This window comes from Flavobacteriales bacterium, assembly GCA_016715895.1.
GTDB lineage: Bacteria > Bacteroidota > Bacteroidia > Flavobacteriales_F > PHOS-HE28 > PHOS-HE28.
The window spans coordinates 1-20,202 of the sequence record JADJXH010000003.1; the positions used below are offsets into that span (position 1 = coordinate 1).

The following is a 20,202-nucleotide window of genomic DNA, read 5'->3' on the forward strand; positions in this document are numbered from 1 at the left end:
CTCACCGGGAGCCGGAGCATCCCTTCAAGTTCGGCGAGGATTTCGGGCTCTTCACCCAGCGCTTCCCCGGTTGCATGTTCGGGCTGGGGGCGGGGGAGGGAACGCCCGCCCTGCACAATCCCGACTACGACTTCCCCGAGGACCTCATCCCGCAGGGCATCGCCGTGTTCGAGCGGATCGTCCGCCAACTGACCTGAATGTTCGAAACGAGCACCATCACCATCAGCCGTAGTGCGCTGCGAAGGAACCTCGCCTTCCTGCGTCAGCGGCTCAACGGCGCGCGGTTGTGCAGCGTGGTGAAGGGCAATGCGTACGGGCATGGCCTGGACGCCTTCATCCCGCTGGCCATGGAAGAGGGCGTCGACTACTTCGGGGTGTACTCCGCCGATGAAGCGTGGCATGTGGTGGAGCACCTGCGGAAGTGCCCGGACCTCTTCATCATGGGCATGGTGGAGGTCGATGGCCTGGCCTGGGCGGTGGAGCATGGCGTGGAGTTCTGTGTGCACGACCGGCACCGGCTGGAGCAGGCCATCGGCGAGGCGGGCAGGCAGAAGCGCAAGGCGCGCATCCACATCGAGGTGGAGACCGGCATGCACCGCACCGGCTTCGACCGCACCGCGCTGGGACCCGCGCTGGACCTGATGCGCGCGCATGACGAGCACATCGAGCTGGTGGGCCTCTTCACCCATTTCGCCGGGGCGGAGAGCAGCAGCAACGATCAGCGCGTCACCGCCCAGATGGCGCACTTCCAACAGGCGCTCGACCGATCCCATCTGGCCGGCCTGCATCCGACCTATGCCCACCAGGCGTGCAGTGCGGCCGTGATGAACTATCCGCATACGGTGGGGCCGATGGCGCGCGTCGGCATCATGCAGTACGGCTTCTGGCCCAACCAGGAGACGTGGTTCCGCTACAGCGCGGTGAGCGGTGTGTCCACCGATCCGCTCAAGCGCCTCATCGGCTGGAAGAGCCGCGTCATGGCCATCACCAGGGTGGCGGCGGGCGGCTTCATCGGATATGGGACGAGCAGTGAAGCGGCGCACGACATGCGCATCGCCGTGGTGCCGGTGGGCTACGCGCACGGCTTCGACCGCGGGCTCAGCAACCTGGGCCGTGTGCTGGTGCACGGGCAGCAGGCACGGGTCGCCGGCATCGTCAACATGAACGCCATCAGCGTGGACATCACCGACATCCCGGGAGTGGAGAAGGGTGACGAGGTCGTCCTCATCGGTGAGCAGGGCGACCATCGCATCACGGTGGCCAGCTTCAGCGAACTGAGCGAACAGCTCAACTACGAGCTGCTCACGCGCCTGCCGCGCGACATCCCCGGACGGTCATCCCCTGAACCATGGCCTACCTGAAGCTCTATCGCGACAAGCTGCGGAGGAACCACGCCGTGCTGCAGCGCTGGTTCGACGGCAACGGCATCGCGTGGGGTGTGGTCACCAAGCTGCTCTGCGGCAACCGCACCTACCTGCAGGAGCTGGTGGACCTGGGCATCACCGAGATGCACGACACGCGCATCAGCAACCTGAAGGCGATCAAGGCCATCGCGCCCCAGGTGCAGACCGTCTACATCAAGCCGCCCGCCAAGCGCAGCCTGTCCAGCGTGGTGCGCTATGCGGACGTGAGCTTCAACACGGACCTCTTCACCATCAAGGGGCTGAGCGAGGAGGCGGTGAGGCAGGGCCGCCATCACAAGATCATCATCATGGTGGAGATGGGCGACCTGCGCGAGGGCGTCATGGGCGAGCACCTCACGGACTTCTACGCGCAGGTGTTCCAGCTTCCGGGGATCGAGATCATCGGGCTGGGCACCAACCTCAACTGCCTCAACGGCATCATGCCGAGCGCGGACAAGCTCATCCAGCTCAGCCTCTACAAGCAGCTCATCGAGGCCCGCTTCGACCGGGTGATCCCCTGGGTGAGCGGCGGCACCACCGTCACCGTGCCCCTGCTGCTGAACAAGGAATTACCCAAGGGAGTGAACCACTTCCGCATCGGTGAGGCCCTGTTCTTCGGAGCCGATCTCTTCACCGGTGGCTTGCTGCCCGGCATGGAGTCCGATGTGTTCAAGCTCTTCGCCGAGGTGATCGAGCTCTACGAGAAGCCGGTGGTGCCCATCGGGGTGCAGGCGGAGAATCCGTCGGGTCACAAGCCGGAATTCGACGAGGCGGACCGGGGACGCACGTCGTACCGGGCCATCCTCGACATCGGCCTGCTCGATGTGCAACCGGGCTTCCTCATCCCCGAGGACGAGCATGTGCACATCATCGAGGCCAGCAGCGACATGCTGGTGGTCGATCTGGGCGACAGCCCGCACGACTACCGGGTGGGCGCGGTGATGAGCTTCAGGTTGCGGTACATGGGCGCGCTGGGCGTGATGAACTCCCGCTACATCGACAAGGTGGTGGAGTAGCCCCACCGCGCCGCGGTGGGTGATGGGCGGCCGGCGCCGCGCCTCAGTCGATCAGCGCGAACCGGAACACCATGCTGCGCTGCCGCGCGGCCAGGGGTGGCCTGAACGGGGTCGTCGTAGGCACGCTCGCGGCCATCCAGCATCCCCAGCAGCTCCAGCAGACCGGTCTCCTTCGCCTGGGGCTCGTAGGCGGCCAGCAGCTTGCCCAGCTTGCGTCCCGCGAGCGTCGCGATGGCGCGGGCACGCTGTTCCGCCGCGGTGTACATGGCCTGCAGCACGGCGGTCTGCGCATCCTCCGGCTGGTCGAACCGCCAATGCGCGATGTGGCCTTCCAGGCCCGGACGACCGCGCAGGGCCTCCACCATCGGCTTCAACGCCTCGCGGTCCCTGGCGGTCACGCGCAGCACCGGTTGTGGCGGCTGCGCGTACAGGGCGAGGGAGAGGTCGTCGCCGGCATCGGTCGTCCGCACCACGGCATGGCCCATGCCGCGCAGCTCCTTCTCCAGCTTCCCCAGCTCGCGGTCCGCACGCGCCGCCATCTCGCGCTGCACCTTCTCCCAGTCGGCGTTCTCCTCGTAGGGCTGGTCGCCGGGATCGCTCCAGCGGATCTCGTACACCACCTCGCTGAAGCGGAGCGGCACGGTGTCGTGCACGGTGAGCTCGATGGTCTGATCGGTCAGGGTCTGCCCCAGGGCGAGGGCCGGGGCGCACAGCGGAAGCAGGGCAGGGAGGCGCATGATGAAGGGGTTCAGCGGCGGTCCAGGCGGACGATGTTCTCCACGTGGAAGGTGTGCGGGAACATGTCCACCGGTCGCACGAAGGTGACGCGGTAGTGGTCGTTCAGCAGGGCCAGGTCGCGGGCCTGGGTGGCGGGGTTGCAGCTCACGTACACGATGCGGGGCGGGGCCATCTCGCGCAGGCGCATCACCACGTCCTCGTGCATGCCCGCGCGCGGCGGGTCGGTGATCACCACGTCCGGACGGCCGTTCCGCTGCACGAAGGTGGCGTCCAGCAGGTGCCTCAGGTCGCCCGCCTCGAAGTGCACGTTGGTGATGCCGTTCAGCCGGGCGTTGGCCCAGGCGTCCTCCACCGCCTCGGGCACGATCTCCGCGCCCACCACCTGCGCCGCCCGGCCGGCCACGTACAGGCTGATGGTGCCCGCCCCGCTGTACAGGTCGTAGACCCGCTCGGTCCCCGTGAGGCCCGCGAGCTCGCGGGTGAGCGCGTACATGGCCTGCGCCTGGGCCGGGTTGGTCTGGAAGAAGCTCTTGGGCCCGATGCGGTAGCGAAGCGCACGTCCCGTGGCGGCATCGGTGAACACCTCCACCAGATGATCGCGCCCGGCGTGCACCTGGATGTCGAGGTCCCAGAGGGTGTCGTTGCGCTTGGTGTTCACCGTCCACAGCACGCTGGTGAGCTGCGGGAAGGCGTCCAGCAGCGCATCGAGCAGGGCGGTGCGCTGTTCGGGCCGGTCCTCGCCGAAGGCCACAAGCACCATGCACTCGCCCGTGAGGGTGGTCCGCACCATCACCGTGCGCAGGCCGCCCTGGTGCGCGCGGATGTTGTAGAAGCTCATGCCCAGTTCGGCGGCCTTGGCGCGGAGGAAGTTGCGCACGGCGTCGCTCGGGGCGGGTTGCAGATGGCACTCGTCCACCTGCAGCACGCGGTCGAAGCGCTGGGGATGTGGAAGCCCAGGGCGTTGCGGTCGGCGATGTCGCCCATGGTCCGCAGCTCGGCGTGGGTGAACCAACGGTGCGCGCTGGCGGTGAACTCGAGCTTGTTGCGGTAGCCGCGCGTGGCGGGCGAGGGCAGGGTGGGCTGCACCTCCGGCAGCTCCAGCCCGCCGAGGCGCTCCAGGTTGTCGATCCCCTGCTGGCGCTTGAACTCGAGCTGCTTCGCATAGTCCAGGTCCTGCCACTTGCAGCCGCCGCAGCTGCCGAAGTGCCGGCAGAAGGGTTGCACCCGGTCGGGGCTGGGCTCCACGATGCGGGTGGCCGACGCCTCGGCGAAGCTCTTCTTGCGGGTGTGGATCCGCAGGTCGGCCGTGTCGCCGGGCACCGCGCCGGTGACGAAGACCACCAGTCCATCCAACCGAGCCAGGGCCTTGCCGTTGGCGCCCCAGCCCGTGATGGGTACGGCGGCCACCTCTTCGGCGGTACGGGACGCGCGGCGCGGCATGGGCGGCAAAGATGGAAGGTTGAGCCGCTTATCTTTGACAGGCCATGAAGATCCTCCTTGAAGTACCCACGAGCAAGGCTAAAATGATGATCGAGCTGCTCAGTAGCATCTCTTTCGTCAAGGTCGCTCCGTTGAGCAAGGATAAGTCCCGTCGGGTTGAGGACCTGATCGAGGCGATGGCGGAGGTCGGCGAGATCAAACGCGGTGCACGCAAAGGCAAGCCGTTGAAGCAGTTCCTCGATGAGCTTTGAGGTCATTGCGCTGCGGCCCTTCCAGCGCGACCTGAAACGGCTCTTGAAGAAGTATCCCTCCTTGAAGAAGGACGTCGCAACCTTGGGTGCCATCCTGGAGCGTGACCCCTTCATCGGGAAGTCCCTTGGGAAGGACTGCTACAAGGTCCGACTTTCGATCACGTCGAAAGGCCGCGGAAAGAGCGGTGGAGGCAGGGTGATCACGCATGTTCATGTGGCAGGTGACACGGTGCATCTGCTGGCGCTGTACGACAAGGCGGAGCGCGATACGCTTTCGGACAAGGAGTTGGAACAATTGCTGAGCTGGATACCGGAATAGGGAATGTCGCATGACTTGGAGGTTCGCCGAACGCACGGCCCCGAACCCCTAGTTTTGCCGCTTCCGCGCAGAACGACCGTCCTTCCAGCCATGTCGATCCACTCCAGCATCCGCACCCGCACGCAGCAGGCCATCGAGCTCGAGGAGCACTACGGGGCCCACAACTACCACCCCCTTCCGGTGGTGCTCGACAGCGGCAAGGGCGTGTTCGTATGGGACGTGGAAGGCAAGCGCTACTACGACTTCCTCAGCGCCTACAGCGCCGTGAACCAGGGCCACTGCCACCCGCGCCTCGTGAAGGTGATGCAGGAGCAGGCCACGCGCATGACGCTCACCAGCCGCGCCTTCTACAACAGCGTGCTCGGCGAGTACGCCCGCACCGTGTGCACCCTCTTCGGCTACGACCGCATGCTGCCCATGAACACCGGCGCCGAGGCCGTGGAGACCGCCATCAAGATGGCGCGCAAGTGGGGCTACGAGAAGAAGGGCATCCCGGCGGGGCAGGCCAGGGTCATCGTGTGTGAGGGCAACTTCCACGGCCGCACCATCACCATCGTCAGCATGAGCACCGACCCAGACAGCCAGGGCGGCTTCGGGCCGTTCACGCCCGGCTTCGAGGTGATCCCCTACGACGACATTCCGGCGCTGGAGAGGGCGCTGGAGGACCCGCACGTCTGCGCCTTCCTCGTGGAGCCCATCCAGGGCGAGAAGGGCGTGTACGTGCCGGCCGACGACTACATCCCCCGCGCCATCGCCGCCTGCAAGGCCCGCAACGTGCTCTTCATCGCGGACGAGATCCAGACCGGCATTGCGCGCACCGGCCGGCTGCTCGCCTCCTGCCACCACAGCGGCTGCCACTGCACCAAGGGCCTCTGCGAAGCACGCGAAGGGGTGCAGCGCCCCGATGTGGTGATCCTCGCCAAGGCCCTCAGCGGCGGCATGTACCCGGTGAGCGCCGTGCTGGCCGACGATGCGGTGATGAACGTCTTCACCCCCGGCACCCACGGCAGCACCTACGGCGGCAACCCCATGGGCGCGCGCCTGGCCATCGAGGCCCTGGGCATTGCGCAGGACGAGGACCTCTGCGGCAACGCCGACCGGCTCGGTGAGCTCTTCCGCGCCGAGATGCGGAAGCTGGTGGACGAGTACCCCTTCGTGAAGCTGGTGCGCGGCCGCGGGCTGCTGAATGCGCTCGTGATCGAAGCCCGCACGGCGCCGGATGGCAGCCCGAGGACGGCCTGGGAGCTCTGCCTGCTGCTGCGCGATAACGGCCTGCTGGCCAAGCCCACCCACGGCGACATCATCCGCTTCGCCCCGCCGCTGGTGATCACCGCCGAGCAGCTGATGGAGTGCGTGAACATCATCCGCACCAGCGTGCGGCAGTTCGCGTAGGTGGACGAAGCGAGCGGTTGGGCGCTACCTTTATGGTCACATCACACGCCATGAACACGACCGCCCTACGTGACCGCCTTCATGCCTTGGTGGACTCGATCCAGAACGAGGCCTTGCTCTCGCGTGTGCACGAGCTGCTCGCCAGCGCGGTCGGTGACAGCGGCGTGTGGAACACGTTGACAGTGGAGCAGCAGGAGCGCGTTCTACGGGCGCATGAGGCCTCGAAGGATCCCGCGAACCTGCGTGCGTCGGAAGAGGTGCTCCGGCGGCATCGACCATGAGCCTCCGGCCGGTCTGGACCATCCAGGCGGACAACACCTTCGGAGCGCTCCTCGGATACATCCGGCATGAGTGGGGCGTGACCGCAGCACGGTCGTTCCACGAAGAGGTGGAACACACAGTGGACCTGCTGGTCGTTTTTCCCGAAGGCGGGATCCTCGAACGGGCCGAACTGGGTATCCGGAGCATTCCGGTCGCGCGGCAAGTGCGCCTCTTCTACCGGGTGGCCGATGACCAGTTGATCATCCTGGACTTCGTCGATGTGCGCACTCAGCGGTTCCAGCGCACGCGAGGGAACCCACCCTAGGTGCACGGGCTGATCCCCAGTACCACCATCCGCACCAGTGTGCGGCAGTTCGCATCGGTGCCTTGCACGGCCCGTGAGCGGCGCGTGCCGCCTACCCGCGGTGGTCATTCGCAGTTGGACGCTGGCGCGCCGCTTTGGGCGCGATGGCGTTCAACGGGCCTGCGCTTGCCGCAGGCCGCCTTTCGAGAACTTGTTTCTGGACGAAAAGTACAACGCTTCAACGGGAGTTGGCACCGGGACGAGGGCGGCTTGCGGCAAGCGCATGTTAGGCGCAGTTTTCTAGTTTATTTCCTTTAATTCTAGTGGTATACTGTGTTCTTTCAAGTAGGATAGGAATAAATCATGGTCTTCAAATTCCGCAGTATTTAGTTTCACGGTTTCACCGTCAGGCATCTTATCGTACTGTAAGCACCCCCTGAAACAGGTGCAGGTGAAAGTAGAAACACCTAACCTTGATCAGGATGAAGAAGAGCAGATTCACCGAGGCGCAGATCGTTGGGATGCTGCGCGAGCATGAGGCGGGCAAGAAGGTGGCGGACCTGTGCCGGGAGCACGGTGTGAGCCAGCCCACGTTCTACCAGTGGAAGGCCAAGTACAGCGGCCTGGACGCCAACCAGCTCAAGGAGTTCAAGGAGCTGAAGGCCAAGTATGCCCGGCTGGAGAAGATGTACACTGAGGCGCAGATGGACCGCCAGGTGCTCAAGGAGATCATCGAGGGAAAGTTGTAGGCCCGGACGATAAGCGAGAGATCGTACGCCGACTGGTCGAACAGCGCCAGTACAGCGAACGCCGGGCCTGCAAGCTGTTGAGTTTGAGCGCGAGCGTGTACCGCTACGTGCCCAAGGAGAAGAACGACGTGGAGGTGATCGAGCACATGATGCGTGTGGCCGAGAGTGAGCCCCAGTGGGGCTTCTCACTGATCCGAGGCCGCATGGAGAATGAGGGCTGCGAGGCCAACAAGAAGCGTCTGCATCGGATCTACAAGGAGTGCAAGCTACCTCAGCGCAAGCGCACCAAGCGCCGTATCCCCGAGCGGGTGAAGGACCCGATCGTGCTGCCCATCGGGCCGAACATCACCTGGAGCATGGACTTCATGCACGATGCGCTGGCCACCGGCCGCAAGTACAGGACCTTCAACGTGATGGACGACTTCAACCGGGAGGCCTTATGCATCGCGGTGGATACATCCCTGCCAGCCCCTCGGGTGATCAGGGAGCTCGAACAACTCATCGAGTGGCGCGGCAAGCCCGAACGCCTGCGCATGGACAACGGGCCGGAGTTCATCGCGCAGGCCATGAAGGAATGGGCTGCCACCAACGGCATCGAGTTCACCTACATTCAGCCTGGCCGGCCCATGCAGAACGGCCTGATCGAGCGCTTCAACAGGACATACCGGACCGAAGTGCTGGATGCCTGGATCTTCGAGTCCCTCGAACAGGTCCGGCAAATGTCCCAGGAGTGGATGTGGCGCTACAACCATGTGCGCCCGCACGGTTCGCTGCTCCGCCTCTCGCCCCGTGCGTTCCTGTTGAAATGTGGACAACTCCCTGCCCACTACACAGGCTCACGCGCGGAGTTCCCCACAGTTCAACAGGACATCCACAACACCACCACACCTAGAAGTACCTTTACAATCCACTGCGCCTAAAAGGGGGGTGCTTACAGTACTTATTCTTAATAATCCAATATCTGGCATTTCGGCCACTGGCGGACTTGGCGATAATCCACTCATCATTGTGGGCTATTGCAACCACTGACATTGGCACAACTTCTACTCCAGACTTGGCGCAACTCTCTTGCTGGTATAGAATTCTCCTGTCGATGTTGTCAAACTCGGATAGGTAGATATTGTTACCCAAATGATTCTCCTTCGTTCCAAAGCAACAAGACTGAAGAATCAGTGAAAGTCCGATAGTTGTATGTGTCAAGATGATCTTCACGCCGATTCCTATTTCATTGCACCTAACGGATGAGGCTTGCAGCAGTGCGCTCGTGCGTTGGCTCTTTGGTGCGTTGGGGCGCATTGCTGCAAGCCGATGTTAGGTGCCGTCGCGTCTTCCGCATTTGGTCCCGCCCATTGCTGCAAGGTAGTGGCTTGCTGTCAGTGGACAAGCGGGACTCAGAACCCGGCCCGGCTGTTTGCATTGGGGCTTCAGCGGTTAAGCGCAGTGGGGCACCATTGCGCTCAGGGGCTTGTTGGCAACTCGGGTCCGTAGTGAATGACGGTCGATGGCCGGACGGTAACTTGCAACGCTCTATGGAACAGAAGCTACTACACACTACTCAGGACAGAGTCAAGCGAATGTAGGGCGCGCCCACGTAGGCAAGCGAAGTGAGATAAAACCCTGGTGCAACTTTGGGCACCATTTAGAAGAGGACAACCCACGCCATGAACTTGGATGAGAACACGAAGAAAGGGTATGAGCTAATCAATCGTCGCCGCAAGCAATGGGCGAACGAGGAAGAGGTTCGGCATGCATGGATGAAGGGGCTAGAGGAAGCGCTTCAAATCGACTTGGATGCAGAGCGCGCGAAGCGGGACTCGAGTTACAACAATGTGGTGATCGAGTTTAAGGCCCCCGGGCTTTTCAATGGCAGCGAGAAGAGTCCGAAGTTCATCGAGGCAACAGAAAGCCGCTTACTGAAATACATCGAGCGTCTGTCTAAGGAGCAAGGGCTTGATGAAAAAGACTACATCGGCGTAGCAATTGACGGCGACCATGTCGCGTTCGCCCAAGTGCAGGATGGGCGCATTGTCCACCAGCCATTGATTCCTTTCTCCACCACCGCGTTTCAAATGGTGGTAGATGCGCTCCGGGCTAACTTTCGTCGTGCAATCACAGCCGAGAACTTGGCGGAGGATTTCGGTCACCTATCGTTGACGGGCCGTGAGTTCATGCAAGAGCTATCGAATGCTTTAGCGGATTCACTCGGAGGGCATGGTAATCGGAAGATTAAAATGCTGTTTGAGGAATGGGCCACACTTTACGGCCAGGCCGCAGACCTGAGCATTCAACAACGGAAAAAGATCAATGGGTCGCTCGGTTTTGACTTCGATGGTCCCGCGAGCATCGACTTACCGGCTAAGCTCTTCGTTACACACACGTTCCATTCGCTTCTGATGAAGTTGATCGCGGCGGAAATCGTGGCGGCGCATGGCATGGCATCGAGCACGTCGCTCATTCACGAACTGCTGACCATCACAAAGGACGAGGCACTATTGACGGCCATCCGAGCTGATGTCGAGGAAGGCCAGTTCTTTAACGCGGTCGGCCTTCACGGGTTCGTTGAGGAGGCAATCTTCAGTTGGTATCTAGATGCGGGAACCAAGAAGACGCTTCGCGGTTCCCTGTGCCTGGCAATCCGGACTCTTCTCGCTCAATTGTCCGTCTATCGCTTCGACACCATTAAGAAGACCGGACGTTCACGCGATGTGCTCCGAGATTTCTATCAAGACCTGGTCCCGGAAGAGCTCCGAAAGAGCTTAGGCGAATTCTACACTCCGGATTGGCTGGTCGAGCATTCCGTTGGTAAACTCGGCTATGATGATGCAACATGGTTGAAGGCTCGCCTTCTCGACCCGACTTGTGGATCGGGTTCTTTTCTCCTTGAAGCCATCGAGGAGAAGCGCCGGGCCGCACTTGCTGCCGGATGGGCTGCTGAGCGAACGGTGGACATGCTCACAAACACCGTTTGGGGTTTCGACCTTAACCCGCTTGCGGTTCAAACGTCGCGAGTCAATTTTCTAATCGCCATCGCCGATCTTCTGCGACAATGCAAAGGCAAGGACGTTGAAATTCCCGTGCTCTTGGCCGATGCGGTCTATTCTCCTGCTCCAAACCCCAAGGGCAACCAAAAGGTGATTGAGTATAGCATCGGTAGCCAACAAGCCAACTTGCAAGTGGTCTTGCCCGCCGAGCTTGCTCGCAATCGCTCACTCCTTGACCAGGTGTTCCAACTCATGGGCCATGAGGTTGAGAAGGAAACAGAGTATCCGGGAGTCAGTAAAGCACTCACCAGCACGAACATCCTCACTAAGGAGCAAGCGGCCACGTGGGATGAACATTTAGCGACGACATACAACCAGGTTCTTGCACTTCATCGCCAGAACTGGAACGGCATATGGTTTAGAATCGTCCGCAATTTCTTTTGGTCAGCAACGGCGGGGCAGTTCGACGCTATCGTTGGCAATCCTCCCTGGGTGCGATGGTCAAATCTTCCTGAAGAGTATCGGAACCGAGCCAAGCCAACGTGTGAGCAGTATGATATTTTTTCTGATACCAAGTTCCACGGGGGCAATGAGCTCGATATATCGGCCATCATTACCTACACCACGGCCGACAAATGGTTGATTGACAAGGGACGATTAGTGTTCGTTATCACTCAAACCGTGTTTCAATCGCCGTCATCGCAGGGGTTCAGACGCTTCCGAATTAACACCGAGGACCGTCTAGTTCCACTCTCCGTTGATGATATGAAGGGAATCAAGCCATTCCCAGACGCAGCAAACAGGACCGCCGTGGTCATGTTCACGAAGAAGGCAAAAGGGAAGACGACCTTCCCCGTTGATTACCGGGTGTGGCTTGGAAAGGTCAAGCCAGGAAGCGGAACCAAAGAGCGCCGACTCAAAGCCATCGACCACCGACTTTCAAGACTCGATGCGCTCAACCTGGTCGATGTGGTGCAGATGGAAGCCAATCCGGTTTCTGACACAATGGAGGGTGCGCCGTGGGCCGTAATGAAGCCCGGTCACTTTGCGGCCTACAAGCCACTATTTGGCCCCTCCACATGGGTCAACGGTCGCAAGGGAATCACAACCGACCTTAACGGGGTCTACTTCGTTGATGTGGTGGACGTGAATCCTTTCGAGAAGACGGTGAAGGTCCGAACGCGGCCACACGAAGGGAGAACCGACATCGGCAAGCCCCGCGAATTTTGGGTCGAGGCGGAATGTCTATATCCCCTGGCCAAGGGAGCCGGTGACTTGCATCCCTGCTACTTCAAACCCGAAAGCCCTCTCTTCGCATTCGTTCCAAACAAGGGAATCGACAAAGCAGCACTAACAAAGGCACGAGAGGGATTCAGCACAACAAAGAACCCGAAGACGTTCAAGTTCTTCAAGGCCTATCAGAGCAACTTAGAGTCGCGATCCACATTCAAGACGCGCATGAAGGGGGCTCCGTTCTTTTCGATCTACAATGTTGGGGACTACACCTTCGCACCCTACAAAGTCATATGGGCCGAAATGACGGGTGACTTTTGTGCGGCGGTTGTTGAGTCTGGCAGCATTACCGGCATTGGGAAGCGTGTCTACGTGCCAGATCACAAGCTCTACTTTGCTGACTTCACTAAGCCAGAGCCAGCCTATTTCCTGTGCGGGTTGCTTCACTCGGAAATCGTCAAGGAGATGATTGAGGCCCACAACATCTCGACCAATATGGGCGACGTGTTCAAGCATATCAGCCTGCCGGCATACAGCGCGACGGACAAAGCCCACGCTCGACTTGCCGACCTGGTGAAGAAGGCCCACGGGCAACACGACGAAAAGGCACGCACGGTAACGGTCGCGGAGGTGATGAAGGAAGCCGAGAAGCTAATTACTGCTGAGATTAAACTACGGCGGGCATGAGCTACATGCACCCACGCCACCGGATGCTCCTTGACCTTCTCAATGGTCTTTGGTCATTCGTCTCCGGGAAGTGGTGGCGCAACCGCCAACGCTGGCGTAAGACCTATGATTAGTCAGTCCTTTCCGGCGGAGCCGGTTCTTTTTCTTCAGTCCTCCGAAGTTCTTGGGCGGCATTGGCTGCCGCCCTTTTCTGGGTTCTCAGCCGGGCCGGGTTCTGTTTTTAGTCGAGCGGTGGCTTTAGGCGCGTTGGCGTATTTGCGATGGCACCTAACTGATCATTGCCGCATTGCGTCAATTTCTGGACTTGTCAGGAGGGGGCTATTGCGTATATCGTTCCTGTGCGGGTGATAGTGCGCAATAACATTCTCACAGGTCCAGGTCATCGAGCGGGCTTCGGATCTTGCCAAGGGCTTTGGTGCTTACGTGCGTGTAGATCTCGGTGGTCTTGCTGGAGCTGTGTCCCAACAGCGCCTGAATATAGCGCAGGTCGGTCCCCTTCTCCAAGAGGTGGGTGGCGAAACTGTGGCGCAGGGTATGAACGGTGGCCGGTTTGGTGATGCCTGCCTTCTCCCGGGCGCGATGAAAGATGACCTGGACGCTTCGAGGGGAGTAGGGTCCGCCATCGGGGCCTTCGAACAGGTATCGCTTCGGTTTGTATTTGGTCAGATATTCTTCCAAGGAAGCCAAGGCCTTGCGGCTGAGCAGGGTCGTCCGATCTTTGCTTCCCTTTCCGCGGCGAACGACCAGCTGGCCGCGCTCCACTGCCAGGTCCTGTCGCTCCAGTCCGATGAGCTCACTGAGCCGCAGCCCAGCGGAATAGATGAGCATGAGGATGCTGCGGTGCTTCAGATTGTCCACGTTGCGCAACAGGGAGGCCACCTCCTCCTCACTCAGCACGGATGGCAGTTTGCGCTCCGACCTTGGCCGTTCGATGAAGGTGACGCGCCGCACATCGCCCAGCACGTTCATATAGTAGTAACGGATGGCGTTCACCGCCTGGTTCAGGGTGCTGTTGCTCACCTTACGGACCGAGGCGAGGTGGTGTTGGAAGGCCTCGATGTCCTCCGTGCGGATGTCGTTCGGATGCTTGTTCGGGAAGTGCTGAAAGAGCTGCTTGGTGGCACCGAGGTACACCGGGATGCTGCGCGGACTGTAGCGGCCGATCTCCAGCTTGCGGCGCATGGCGGCCAAGGCATCCTCCTGCGCCTTGGACAGGGCCGAAGCCGTAGGCTTCTGGTGCGCGGTGGCCGCTGAGGTCGGTGGGCGCTTGGTCCCGTTGGCCGCTCCGGCAGTGCTTGGTGGCTTGGGGATGGGTGGAGCGGGTGCGCTCGTCCCGGCCTTCTTCCGCAAGCCGTTCATGTCCACCCAGGCCTTGCCTTTGAACGCCGCGAAGATCTCCTGAAGGTGCTTCGGGGCGTTGGGCGTATACCAGCACCGGTGGGTTTTGCTCCACCGGGCTCCGGCGTGCTTGGCGGCCGCGATCAACGCGGCATCAAAGGGGAAGTGCAGGGCGATGCACCGCTGGGCATGGTGCACCAGGTGCTCCAGCCGGACCCCACGATCGATGGCCTTTTCGTCCATTGCGGAAAGGCAAGATAACAGCGTCCGTACCACCTCTGGCGCGAGCGTCCACGCTCGTGCCTTGAACGCCTGACGCGAGGGGCCGACGCACGCGCGTGGGCGCTCGCGCGCGTGCGAAGGAGAGGCACCCGCGTTACGAACGCGGGCGAAGGAGAGACCGGCCGCGCCTGATGCCGCCTACGGACCGGGCCTTGAATGGTGCGTACCCTACCGCTTGCTGCGGTCCACCTCCTTCACCAGCTTGCCCTGCTCGTAGTGCAGCTCGCGGTAGATCTGGCCATCGGGGCTGTAGTCGTAGTGCACGCCGTGCTCCAGGCCGTTCTCCCAGCTCTCCAGGTACTTCTTCGTCCCGCTCTCATAGAAGTAGGTCCACTGCCCGTGCTCCACGCCGTTGAGGAAGTGGCCGGTGTATTCCAGCTGGCCGTTGGGGTAGTACACCTTCTCCATCACCTTCTCGGCCTCCTCGCCCTTGCCCTTCATGTAAATGACCACCTCGGGCTTGCCGTTGGGGTGGGTGGAGGCCACGAACTTGTGGGTGCCGCAGGCGGAGAGCACCGCACAGGCGACCAGGGGGAGGAGTGCCCGCTTCATGCACCGGCGAAAATAGGCCACGGCGGCCACCCGGCGGTGGGCGGTCAGAACCAGGCGATGAGCTTGACGTTGAGGCGGCGCGGCGTCAGGTTGTCCGGAATGGCGTAGAAGCGGCCGCCCACGTCCTGCACCCAGGTGTAGTCGATGGTGTTGTTGATGTTGAGCAGGTTGAAGACCTCCACGCTCACCCACATGTCGTTGATGTGGCGCAGGAAGCCCTTCTTCTCCTGCCCGCGCGCGCCGAGCAGCTGCTTGCTGAAGCCGATGTCCACCCGGCGGTAGAGGCCCGTGCGCAGGGTGTCGCTGTAGCGGTCGTCGTTGGGCGGACCGAAGGGCAGGCGGGTGCCGAAGACCAGGTTGAGGTGCACCTTGAAGGTGGGCCAGCGGGGCATCTCGTCCTGGAAGTAGAGGGCGAAGTTGACGCGCTGGTCGGTGGGCTTGGGGATGTAGCCCGGCTCGATGCGCGTGGAGTCCACCGCCACCTGGTCGAAGGTGTAGCCCGGGCGGATGGTGTCGCCGGCGGCGTTGAAGCGCAGGTAGTAGAAGTCGTCCAGCAGGTCCTCCTGCACGGTCATCACGCTCACGCCGGCCCACGACTCGATGCCGGGGATGAGCTCGCCGTTGAGCTTCAGGTCCAGGCCCATGGCGTAGGCCTTGGCGTTGTTGCGGCCGTAGTAGCGGATGCGCACGTTGTCCACCTCGTAGGGGATCACGTTGTCCATGAGCTTGTAATAGGCCTCGGTGGTGAGCTTGAAGGGGCGCTGGAAGATGCGCAGCTCGCGTTCCCAGCCCAGCAGGAAGTGGATGCTGCGCTGGGCGCGGATGTCGGGGTTGAGCTGGCCGTCGAAGCCTCGCAGCTCGCGGTAGAAGGGGGGCTGGTAGTAGAGGCCGGTGGCGAACCAGAAGCGGTGGCGGCGGTCCACGGTGTCGCCCTTGTGGGTCACGCGCGTCCATCCGGGGGCGTAGGTGGCGCGCAGGCGGGGGCTCACGACGGTCTCCTGGTTGTAGCTCCACCAGTTGGCGCGCAGGCCGGCGTTGAGGCCCCAGCTGCGACCGGGGAGGGTCTCCCAGGTCCACGCGTTCTGCACGTAGGCGCTGGCGCGGTAGCTCTCCAGCTCGGCGCGGCTCTTCAGCACGTAGCTCAGCTCCAGGTCCTCGCCGCTGCTCTGGGGGATGCTGTAGTCGGCCGAGTCCACCATGGTCCACTCGCTGAGGCGGTCGCTGATGGTCTCGCGGCGGCCGTCGATGCCCCATTGCAGGTAGCTCTTGCGCAGCTGCTTGTAGCCGCGGTGGGCCACGGTGATCACCTGGGCGCTGAGGTCGTTGCGGGCATGGTCGAGGTAGCCGCCCACGCCCAGGTTGCGCACCACCTCGCCGAACTGGTCGCTGCCGAGGTCGCGGTCCAGCTCATCCAGGAAGTACTGGCCCAGCACGTCGAAGGTCTCGGTCTCGCGGGTGTCGAAGGCGCTGACGGTGAACTTCAGCAGGGCGTCCTTGCCGGCCTTCCAGTTGAGGTTGAGGGCGCCGGACCAGGTGTCGAACTCGGTGCGCTCGCGGCCCTCGAAGAAGACGGTGAAGCGCAGGGCCTGGTTGAAGTTGCCGAACTCGGTCTGCCGGCTCTGGGGGATGAGGCGGTACTGGTTGCTGGAGTAGAGGCCGAGGAAGCCGAGCTCCACCTTGTCGCTGAGGTCGTAGGTCCAGTAGGATTGCAGGTCGAGGTAGCGGGGGTCGTACTCGCCGCGGGTGTCGAGGCTGCGCAGCAGGTAGGCGTTGGTGCGATAGCGGAAGCCGGTGATCTGGCGGAGGCGCTTCTTCAGCATGGCGCTCTCCAGGTGGATGGCGCCGCCCTGCAGGCTGGCCATGGCCGAGCCGGCGAAGCCCTTGGGGCGCTTGTAGGTGATGTCGAGCACGCTGCTGAGCTTGTCGCCGTAGCGGGCCTCGAAGCCGCCGGCGCTGAAGTGGATGCGCTCGATGAGGTCGGGGTTGGGGAAGCTCAGGCCCTCCTGCTGGCCCGCGCGCACCAGGAAGGGGCGGTACACCTCGATGCCGTTCACGTACACGAGGTTCTCGTCGAAGTTGCCGCCGCGCACGCTGTAGCCCGAGCTGAGCTCGTTGCGCATCACCACGCCCAGCTGACCGCTCAGCAGGGCCTCCACGCCACCCATGGGGCTGGGCATGAAGCGGGTGAGCTTCGCGTCGAGCACGGTGATGCCGGCGTCGCGCTCGCTGTCGCCGCTGCGCACGTCCACCTGGCCCAGGGTGTTCACCGGCAGTTCCACGTCCAGCCGCTGGCGCTCGCCGGCGCGCACGGTGATGCGGCGGTCCTGGGTGCTGCCCGCGAAGCTGAAGCGCAGCAGCAGCTCCACCCCGGCGGGCACCTTCAGCTCGTAGCGGCCGTCGTCGGTGGTGGTGGTGCCGCGGGCCATGCCCTCCACGAACACGTTGACGAAGGGGGGCCACGCGGCCGTCCGGCGTGCGCACGGTGCCGAAGAGGGTGCCGTCCTCCTGCGCGAGGGCGGGGAACAGGGCAAGCAGGAAAAGCGCGAGCAGGCCGGTGCGCAGCATGGGCGGCAAAGTAACGGTGCCGGTCCCAGCTTGGTATGCGGGTCAGCGGGCCTGGAGCGCGGCGCGCACGGCGGCCCGCAGGTCCGCTGCGGAGCGGTAGCCGCTGCTCACCGGCCGGGTGCTGCCCTTGTGCACGAGGAACACGGCCGGAAAGCCCTGCACACCGAGGTCGGCCGAGCGGCGCATGTCGGCCTCGAAGGCGAGCTTGGCGGCGGGGTCGGCCATGGCGCGGGCCAGCGCGCTGCCCTCCACGCCGTGGCGCGCGGCGAGGGTGGGATAGAGGGCCTTGTCGTTGAGGTCAAGGCCATCGCGGAAGCAGGCGTGCTGCACCTCGTGTGCGAACGCGACGGTGCGCTCCGGGGCCAGGGTGCGGAAGGCGGCGATGGCCAGGCTGGGCGGCACGCTGCTGCTCCACCGTGTGCCGAGGCGCAGCTGCTCCTTGTACGGCTCGCCGATGCGCACACCGGTGTAGGACTCCAGACGGGGGATGGCGCCCAGGATGTAGCCGGCCATGTCGCCCATGGGGCCCTCGCGGTCGCCGGTGACCATGCCACCCAGCACCAGCTGCACGTCGATGCTGTCGGCCATCTGCGCCAGCACCGTGTCCAGCTCGTGGCCGAAGGCGTAGCACCAGCCGCACAAGGGGTCCATCACGTAGAGCAGCACGGGGCGTTCGTCGGGCATCGCGGTGGTGTCGGGTACCTCGTGCGGCCGGGCGGTGCACGGGAGACCGCACAGCAGGAGGGTGGTGGCGGCGAGGGTCGAGAGCGGGCTCATCCGGTGGCCAGGGCGGCGCGCACGTTCTCGAGGAGCTGATCGGGGCCGCCGTAGTGCTCCAGGAGCCGGATGCCCTTGGCGGCGCACAGGTCGCGCAGGGCCTGTCGAGGACCCTCCTCCACGCCGCCGCCGACGATCAGCAGGGCGGTGGGTCCCCCGTCCAAGCGCGCGCGCAATTGGTCGTCCTCCAAGAATCCCTCCGCCGCGTGACCGGCGCTGCGCAACTGGTGGTGCACCAGCGCCATGATGCTGGGGTTGCGGCCGAAGTAGACGATCGGGTCGCTCATGGCGTCGAAAGATAATGCGCGGTGGATAGCGGGTCATCGGCATGCCCCCCCCGACCGAAGCGGTTCCTGCGCCTATGGACCTGGCCCGGCCTGCACGGAACGGAGCGGAACCGGCCGAACGGCAGCGCATGTGAACGGGCGAAGGCCCCTTGCACGCTGGACCTTCCTGATGTTCACGCGCGCTTCCGGACCAGCTCGTCCGCCGTGATGCCGTCCTCCAGCCATGGCCCGATGCCGGGCCTGTCATCGATCGAGATGTCCTTGAAGGTGAGCATTTCCCTCAGGCGACCGCTGTCACCGGGCCGGAAGCCGGTCTCCCGGGCGAAGTCCTTCGGATTGTGGAAGGTGCCGAAGAGCATGTCCATCAGCGGCAGGTCGGTATAGTTGCCACTGTGCACCCCGCGTTCATGGTGGCGGCTGTGGCTCTCGGGGCGTTGCACGAGGTAGCCCAGCCAGTGCGGCGTGCGGATGTTGCTGTGCTGGAACACACCGAGGAAGGTGGTGATGTAGATGACGTACACGGTGGCCTGCGGATCGATACCCACGAGCAGCGTCAGGCAGAGCGAGTTCACCACGGTCCATCCCAAGGTGTCCATCGGGCTGAACCAGTAGGCGCCGAAGGTGTCCAGGCGCTCGGCGCTGTGGTGCATCTGGTGGAAGGTGCGCCAGAGCAGGTCCGATGCATGCATCGCACGGTGCCAGAGGTACACACCCAGTTCGTAGACGAGCAGGCCGACGACCGTCCCGGCGGCAATGCCGAGACCGCTCAGGTCAACGAGCTGCCAGGAGGCGAGTTGTTCGGTCCACAGATAGGGCAGGTAGGAGGAGAGCAGGAAGTACCCGGCGAAGGCGAGCAGTCCCTTCCACTTCCATCCTTTCACCGGTGGCAGGACGCGGGCAGGGAAGAGGCTTTCACAGAGGATGAGCCCACCGTAGATGAGGTGGACCATGATGCTGACCGGATCGGTCAGGAGTTGAAGCAGCGTGGGCATGGACGTGTGTGTGGATGAACGGGAAGTGGATGTTTCAAAGGGAGGGTGCCGGCATCGGCTCCGGTGTGGTCAAGGGTGCGGTGGCTGGCCCCGGCCACGATGCCTGCACGGTGTCCAGCAGTTCCAGCGGTGCGGCCAGCGGGGGGATCGGTGCACTGCCGGAAGGTTGGCGCAGGATGCGCAGGCGGATGGTCGGTGTTCGGCCCTGGTGGCCCACCAGCAGGTCCATGGTCACCGCCCGGCCGCGCAGCGTGCCGCAGTAGGTCACACGGAACACCCGGTCGGAGATCGGAACGGGTTCGCCCATGCGAAGGAGTCGCGTGCCCACGGGCTCGATCCAGTGGGGCGGGGCCATGTCCTCCCATGCGTCATGGGGAAACGGTCCCCGGTCGGCCAGCAGAAGCGAACGATCGGGGAGGGCGAAGGCGATCACGTCGGCTTCCGCAGCCCCCGGGACTTCATCGACGAAGTGAACGTTGCTGATGCTGCGTTGGATGGCCGCATCCGCGTCGGCGATGAAGTGCAGTGGTGTGGATCGTCGCGATGTGGGATCGTTAGTGGAAGAGCTGATGCAAAGGAGCAAAGTGAGCAGGACCATGGTCGTCTGGCGGTTGTTGTCGAACTTTCGAGGGCAA

At 63.1% G+C, this 20,202-nt stretch carries 19 protein-coding genes and 1 pseudogene; 11 read left to right on the top strand and 9 right to left on the bottom strand.

Translation table 11 applies throughout. The annotated features are described in order from the left end of the window. The 3 genes from IPM49_00150 to IPM49_00160 all read left to right on the top strand — a co-directional run. On the top strand, positions 1-197 hold a 197-nt coding region (locus IPM49_00150; protein MBK9272938.1), incomplete at its 5' end, for a M20/M25/M40 family metallo-hydrolase. After that, positions 198-1,361: an alanine racemase gene (gene alr, locus IPM49_00155; protein MBK9272939.1), complete on the top strand. Its 1,164-nt coding sequence runs from the start codon at positions 198-200 to the stop codon at positions 1,359-1,361. Continuing rightward, on the top strand, positions 1,349-2,419 hold the full coding sequence (locus IPM49_00160) for an alanine/ornithine racemase family PLP-dependent enzyme (GenBank protein ID MBK9272940.1): 1,071 nt from the start codon (positions 1,349-1,351) through the stop codon (positions 2,417-2,419). The genes alr and IPM49_00160 overlap by 13 nt, the downstream gene beginning before the upstream one ends. Here the strand turns inward: IPM49_00160 and IPM49_00165 are convergent. Continuing rightward, positions 2,395-3,156 (bottom strand): hypothetical protein, encoded by a 762-nt coding sequence (locus tag IPM49_00165; protein MBK9272941.1) that lies wholly within the window; start codon positions 3,154-3,156, stop codon positions 2,395-2,397. The two genes, IPM49_00160 and IPM49_00165, sit on opposite strands and share 25 nt — an antisense overlap. An 11-nt stretch (positions 3,157-3,167) precedes the next feature. Then, positions 3,168-4,597, bottom strand: a pseudogene (rlmD, locus tag IPM49_00170) (23S rRNA (uracil(1939)-C(5))-methyltransferase RlmD). Positions 4,598-4,641: 44 nt separating this feature from the next. On the opposite strand from rlmD, the gene IPM49_00175 reads away from it, so the two are divergent. The 8 genes from IPM49_00175 (at position 4,642) to IPM49_00210 (ending at position 12,774) form a co-directional block, all read left to right on the top strand. After that, entirely contained in the window at positions 4,642-4,848 is a 207-nt protein-coding gene (locus IPM49_00175; GenBank protein ID MBK9272942.1) for a hypothetical protein, read from the top strand. Further along, positions 4,838-5,167, top strand: a complete 330-nt coding sequence (locus IPM49_00180) for a hypothetical protein (GenBank protein ID MBK9272943.1) — start codon at positions 4,838-4,840, stop codon at positions 5,165-5,167. The genes IPM49_00175 and IPM49_00180 overlap by 11 nt, the downstream gene beginning before the upstream one ends. A gap of 90 nt (positions 5,168-5,257) precedes the next feature. Continuing rightward, positions 5,258-6,559 (top strand): ornithine--oxo-acid transaminase, encoded by a 1,302-nt coding sequence (gene rocD, locus IPM49_00185; GenBank protein MBK9272944.1) that lies wholly within the window; start codon positions 5,258-5,260, stop codon positions 6,557-6,559. A gap of 50 nt (positions 6,560-6,609) precedes the next feature. After that, a complete protein-coding gene (locus IPM49_00190; GenBank protein ID MBK9272945.1) occupies positions 6,610-6,840 on the top strand; it encodes a hypothetical protein in 231 nt (76 codons plus the stop codon). Continuing rightward, entirely contained in the window at positions 6,837-7,145 is a 309-nt protein-coding gene (locus tag IPM49_00195) for a type II toxin-antitoxin system RelE/ParE family toxin (GenBank protein ID MBK9272946.1), read from the top strand. The genes IPM49_00190 and IPM49_00195 overlap by 4 nt, the downstream gene beginning before the upstream one ends. A gap of 461 nt (positions 7,146-7,606) precedes the next feature. Beyond that, positions 7,607-7,873, top strand: coding sequence for a transposase (locus IPM49_00200; GenBank protein MBK9272947.1), 267 nt, complete (start codon positions 7,607-7,609; stop codon positions 7,871-7,873). A 20-nt stretch (positions 7,874-7,893) separates the two neighbouring features. Continuing rightward, positions 7,894-8,793, top strand: coding sequence for an IS3 family transposase (locus IPM49_00205; protein ID MBK9272948.1), 900 nt, complete (start codon positions 7,894-7,896; stop codon positions 8,791-8,793). Between the two features lie 747 nt (positions 8,794-9,540). Then, positions 9,541-12,774 carry an N-6 DNA methylase gene (locus IPM49_00210; GenBank protein MBK9272949.1) on the top strand — a complete coding sequence of 1,078 codons (3,234 nt, stop codon included), beginning with the start codon at positions 9,541-9,543 and terminating at the stop codon, positions 12,772-12,774. 366 nt (positions 12,775-13,140) lie between these two features. On the opposite strand, the gene IPM49_00215 is transcribed toward IPM49_00210, so the two are convergent. The 7 genes from IPM49_00215 to IPM49_00245 form a co-directional block, all read right to left on the bottom strand. Then, positions 13,141-14,355 (bottom strand): tyrosine-type recombinase/integrase, encoded by a 1,215-nt coding sequence (locus IPM49_00215; protein ID MBK9272950.1) that lies wholly within the window; start codon positions 14,353-14,355, stop codon positions 13,141-13,143. A gap of 207 nt (positions 14,356-14,562) precedes the next feature. Next, on the bottom strand, positions 14,563-14,946 hold the full coding sequence (locus tag IPM49_00220; protein MBK9272951.1) for a hypothetical protein: 384 nt from the start codon (positions 14,944-14,946) through the stop codon (positions 14,563-14,565). 44 nt (positions 14,947-14,990) lie between these two features. After that, complete coding sequence (locus IPM49_00225) at positions 14,991-17,372, bottom strand: TonB-dependent receptor (GenBank protein ID MBK9272952.1); 2,382 nt, start codon at positions 17,370-17,372, stop codon at positions 14,991-14,993. A gap of 181 nt (positions 17,373-17,553) precedes the next feature. Next, entirely contained in the window at positions 17,554-18,288 is a 735-nt protein-coding gene (locus tag IPM49_00230) for a DsbA family protein (protein ID MBK9272953.1), read from the bottom strand. Next, positions 18,285-18,575, bottom strand: a complete 291-nt coding sequence (locus IPM49_00235; protein ID MBK9272954.1) for a hypothetical protein — start codon at positions 18,573-18,575, stop codon at positions 18,285-18,287. Before IPM49_00235 ends, IPM49_00230 begins: the two co-directional genes overlap by 4 nt. A gap of 173 nt (positions 18,576-18,748) precedes the next feature. Next, positions 18,749-19,567 carry a sterol desaturase family protein gene (locus IPM49_00240; protein MBK9272955.1) on the bottom strand — a complete coding sequence of 273 codons (819 nt, stop codon included), beginning with the start codon at positions 19,565-19,567 and terminating at the stop codon, positions 18,749-18,751. 34 nt (positions 19,568-19,601) lie between these two features. Next, on the bottom strand, positions 19,602-20,165 hold the full coding sequence (locus tag IPM49_00245) for a hypothetical protein (GenBank protein ID MBK9272956.1): 564 nt from the start codon (positions 20,163-20,165) through the stop codon (positions 19,602-19,604). Positions 20,166-20,202: the final 37 nt, after the last annotated feature.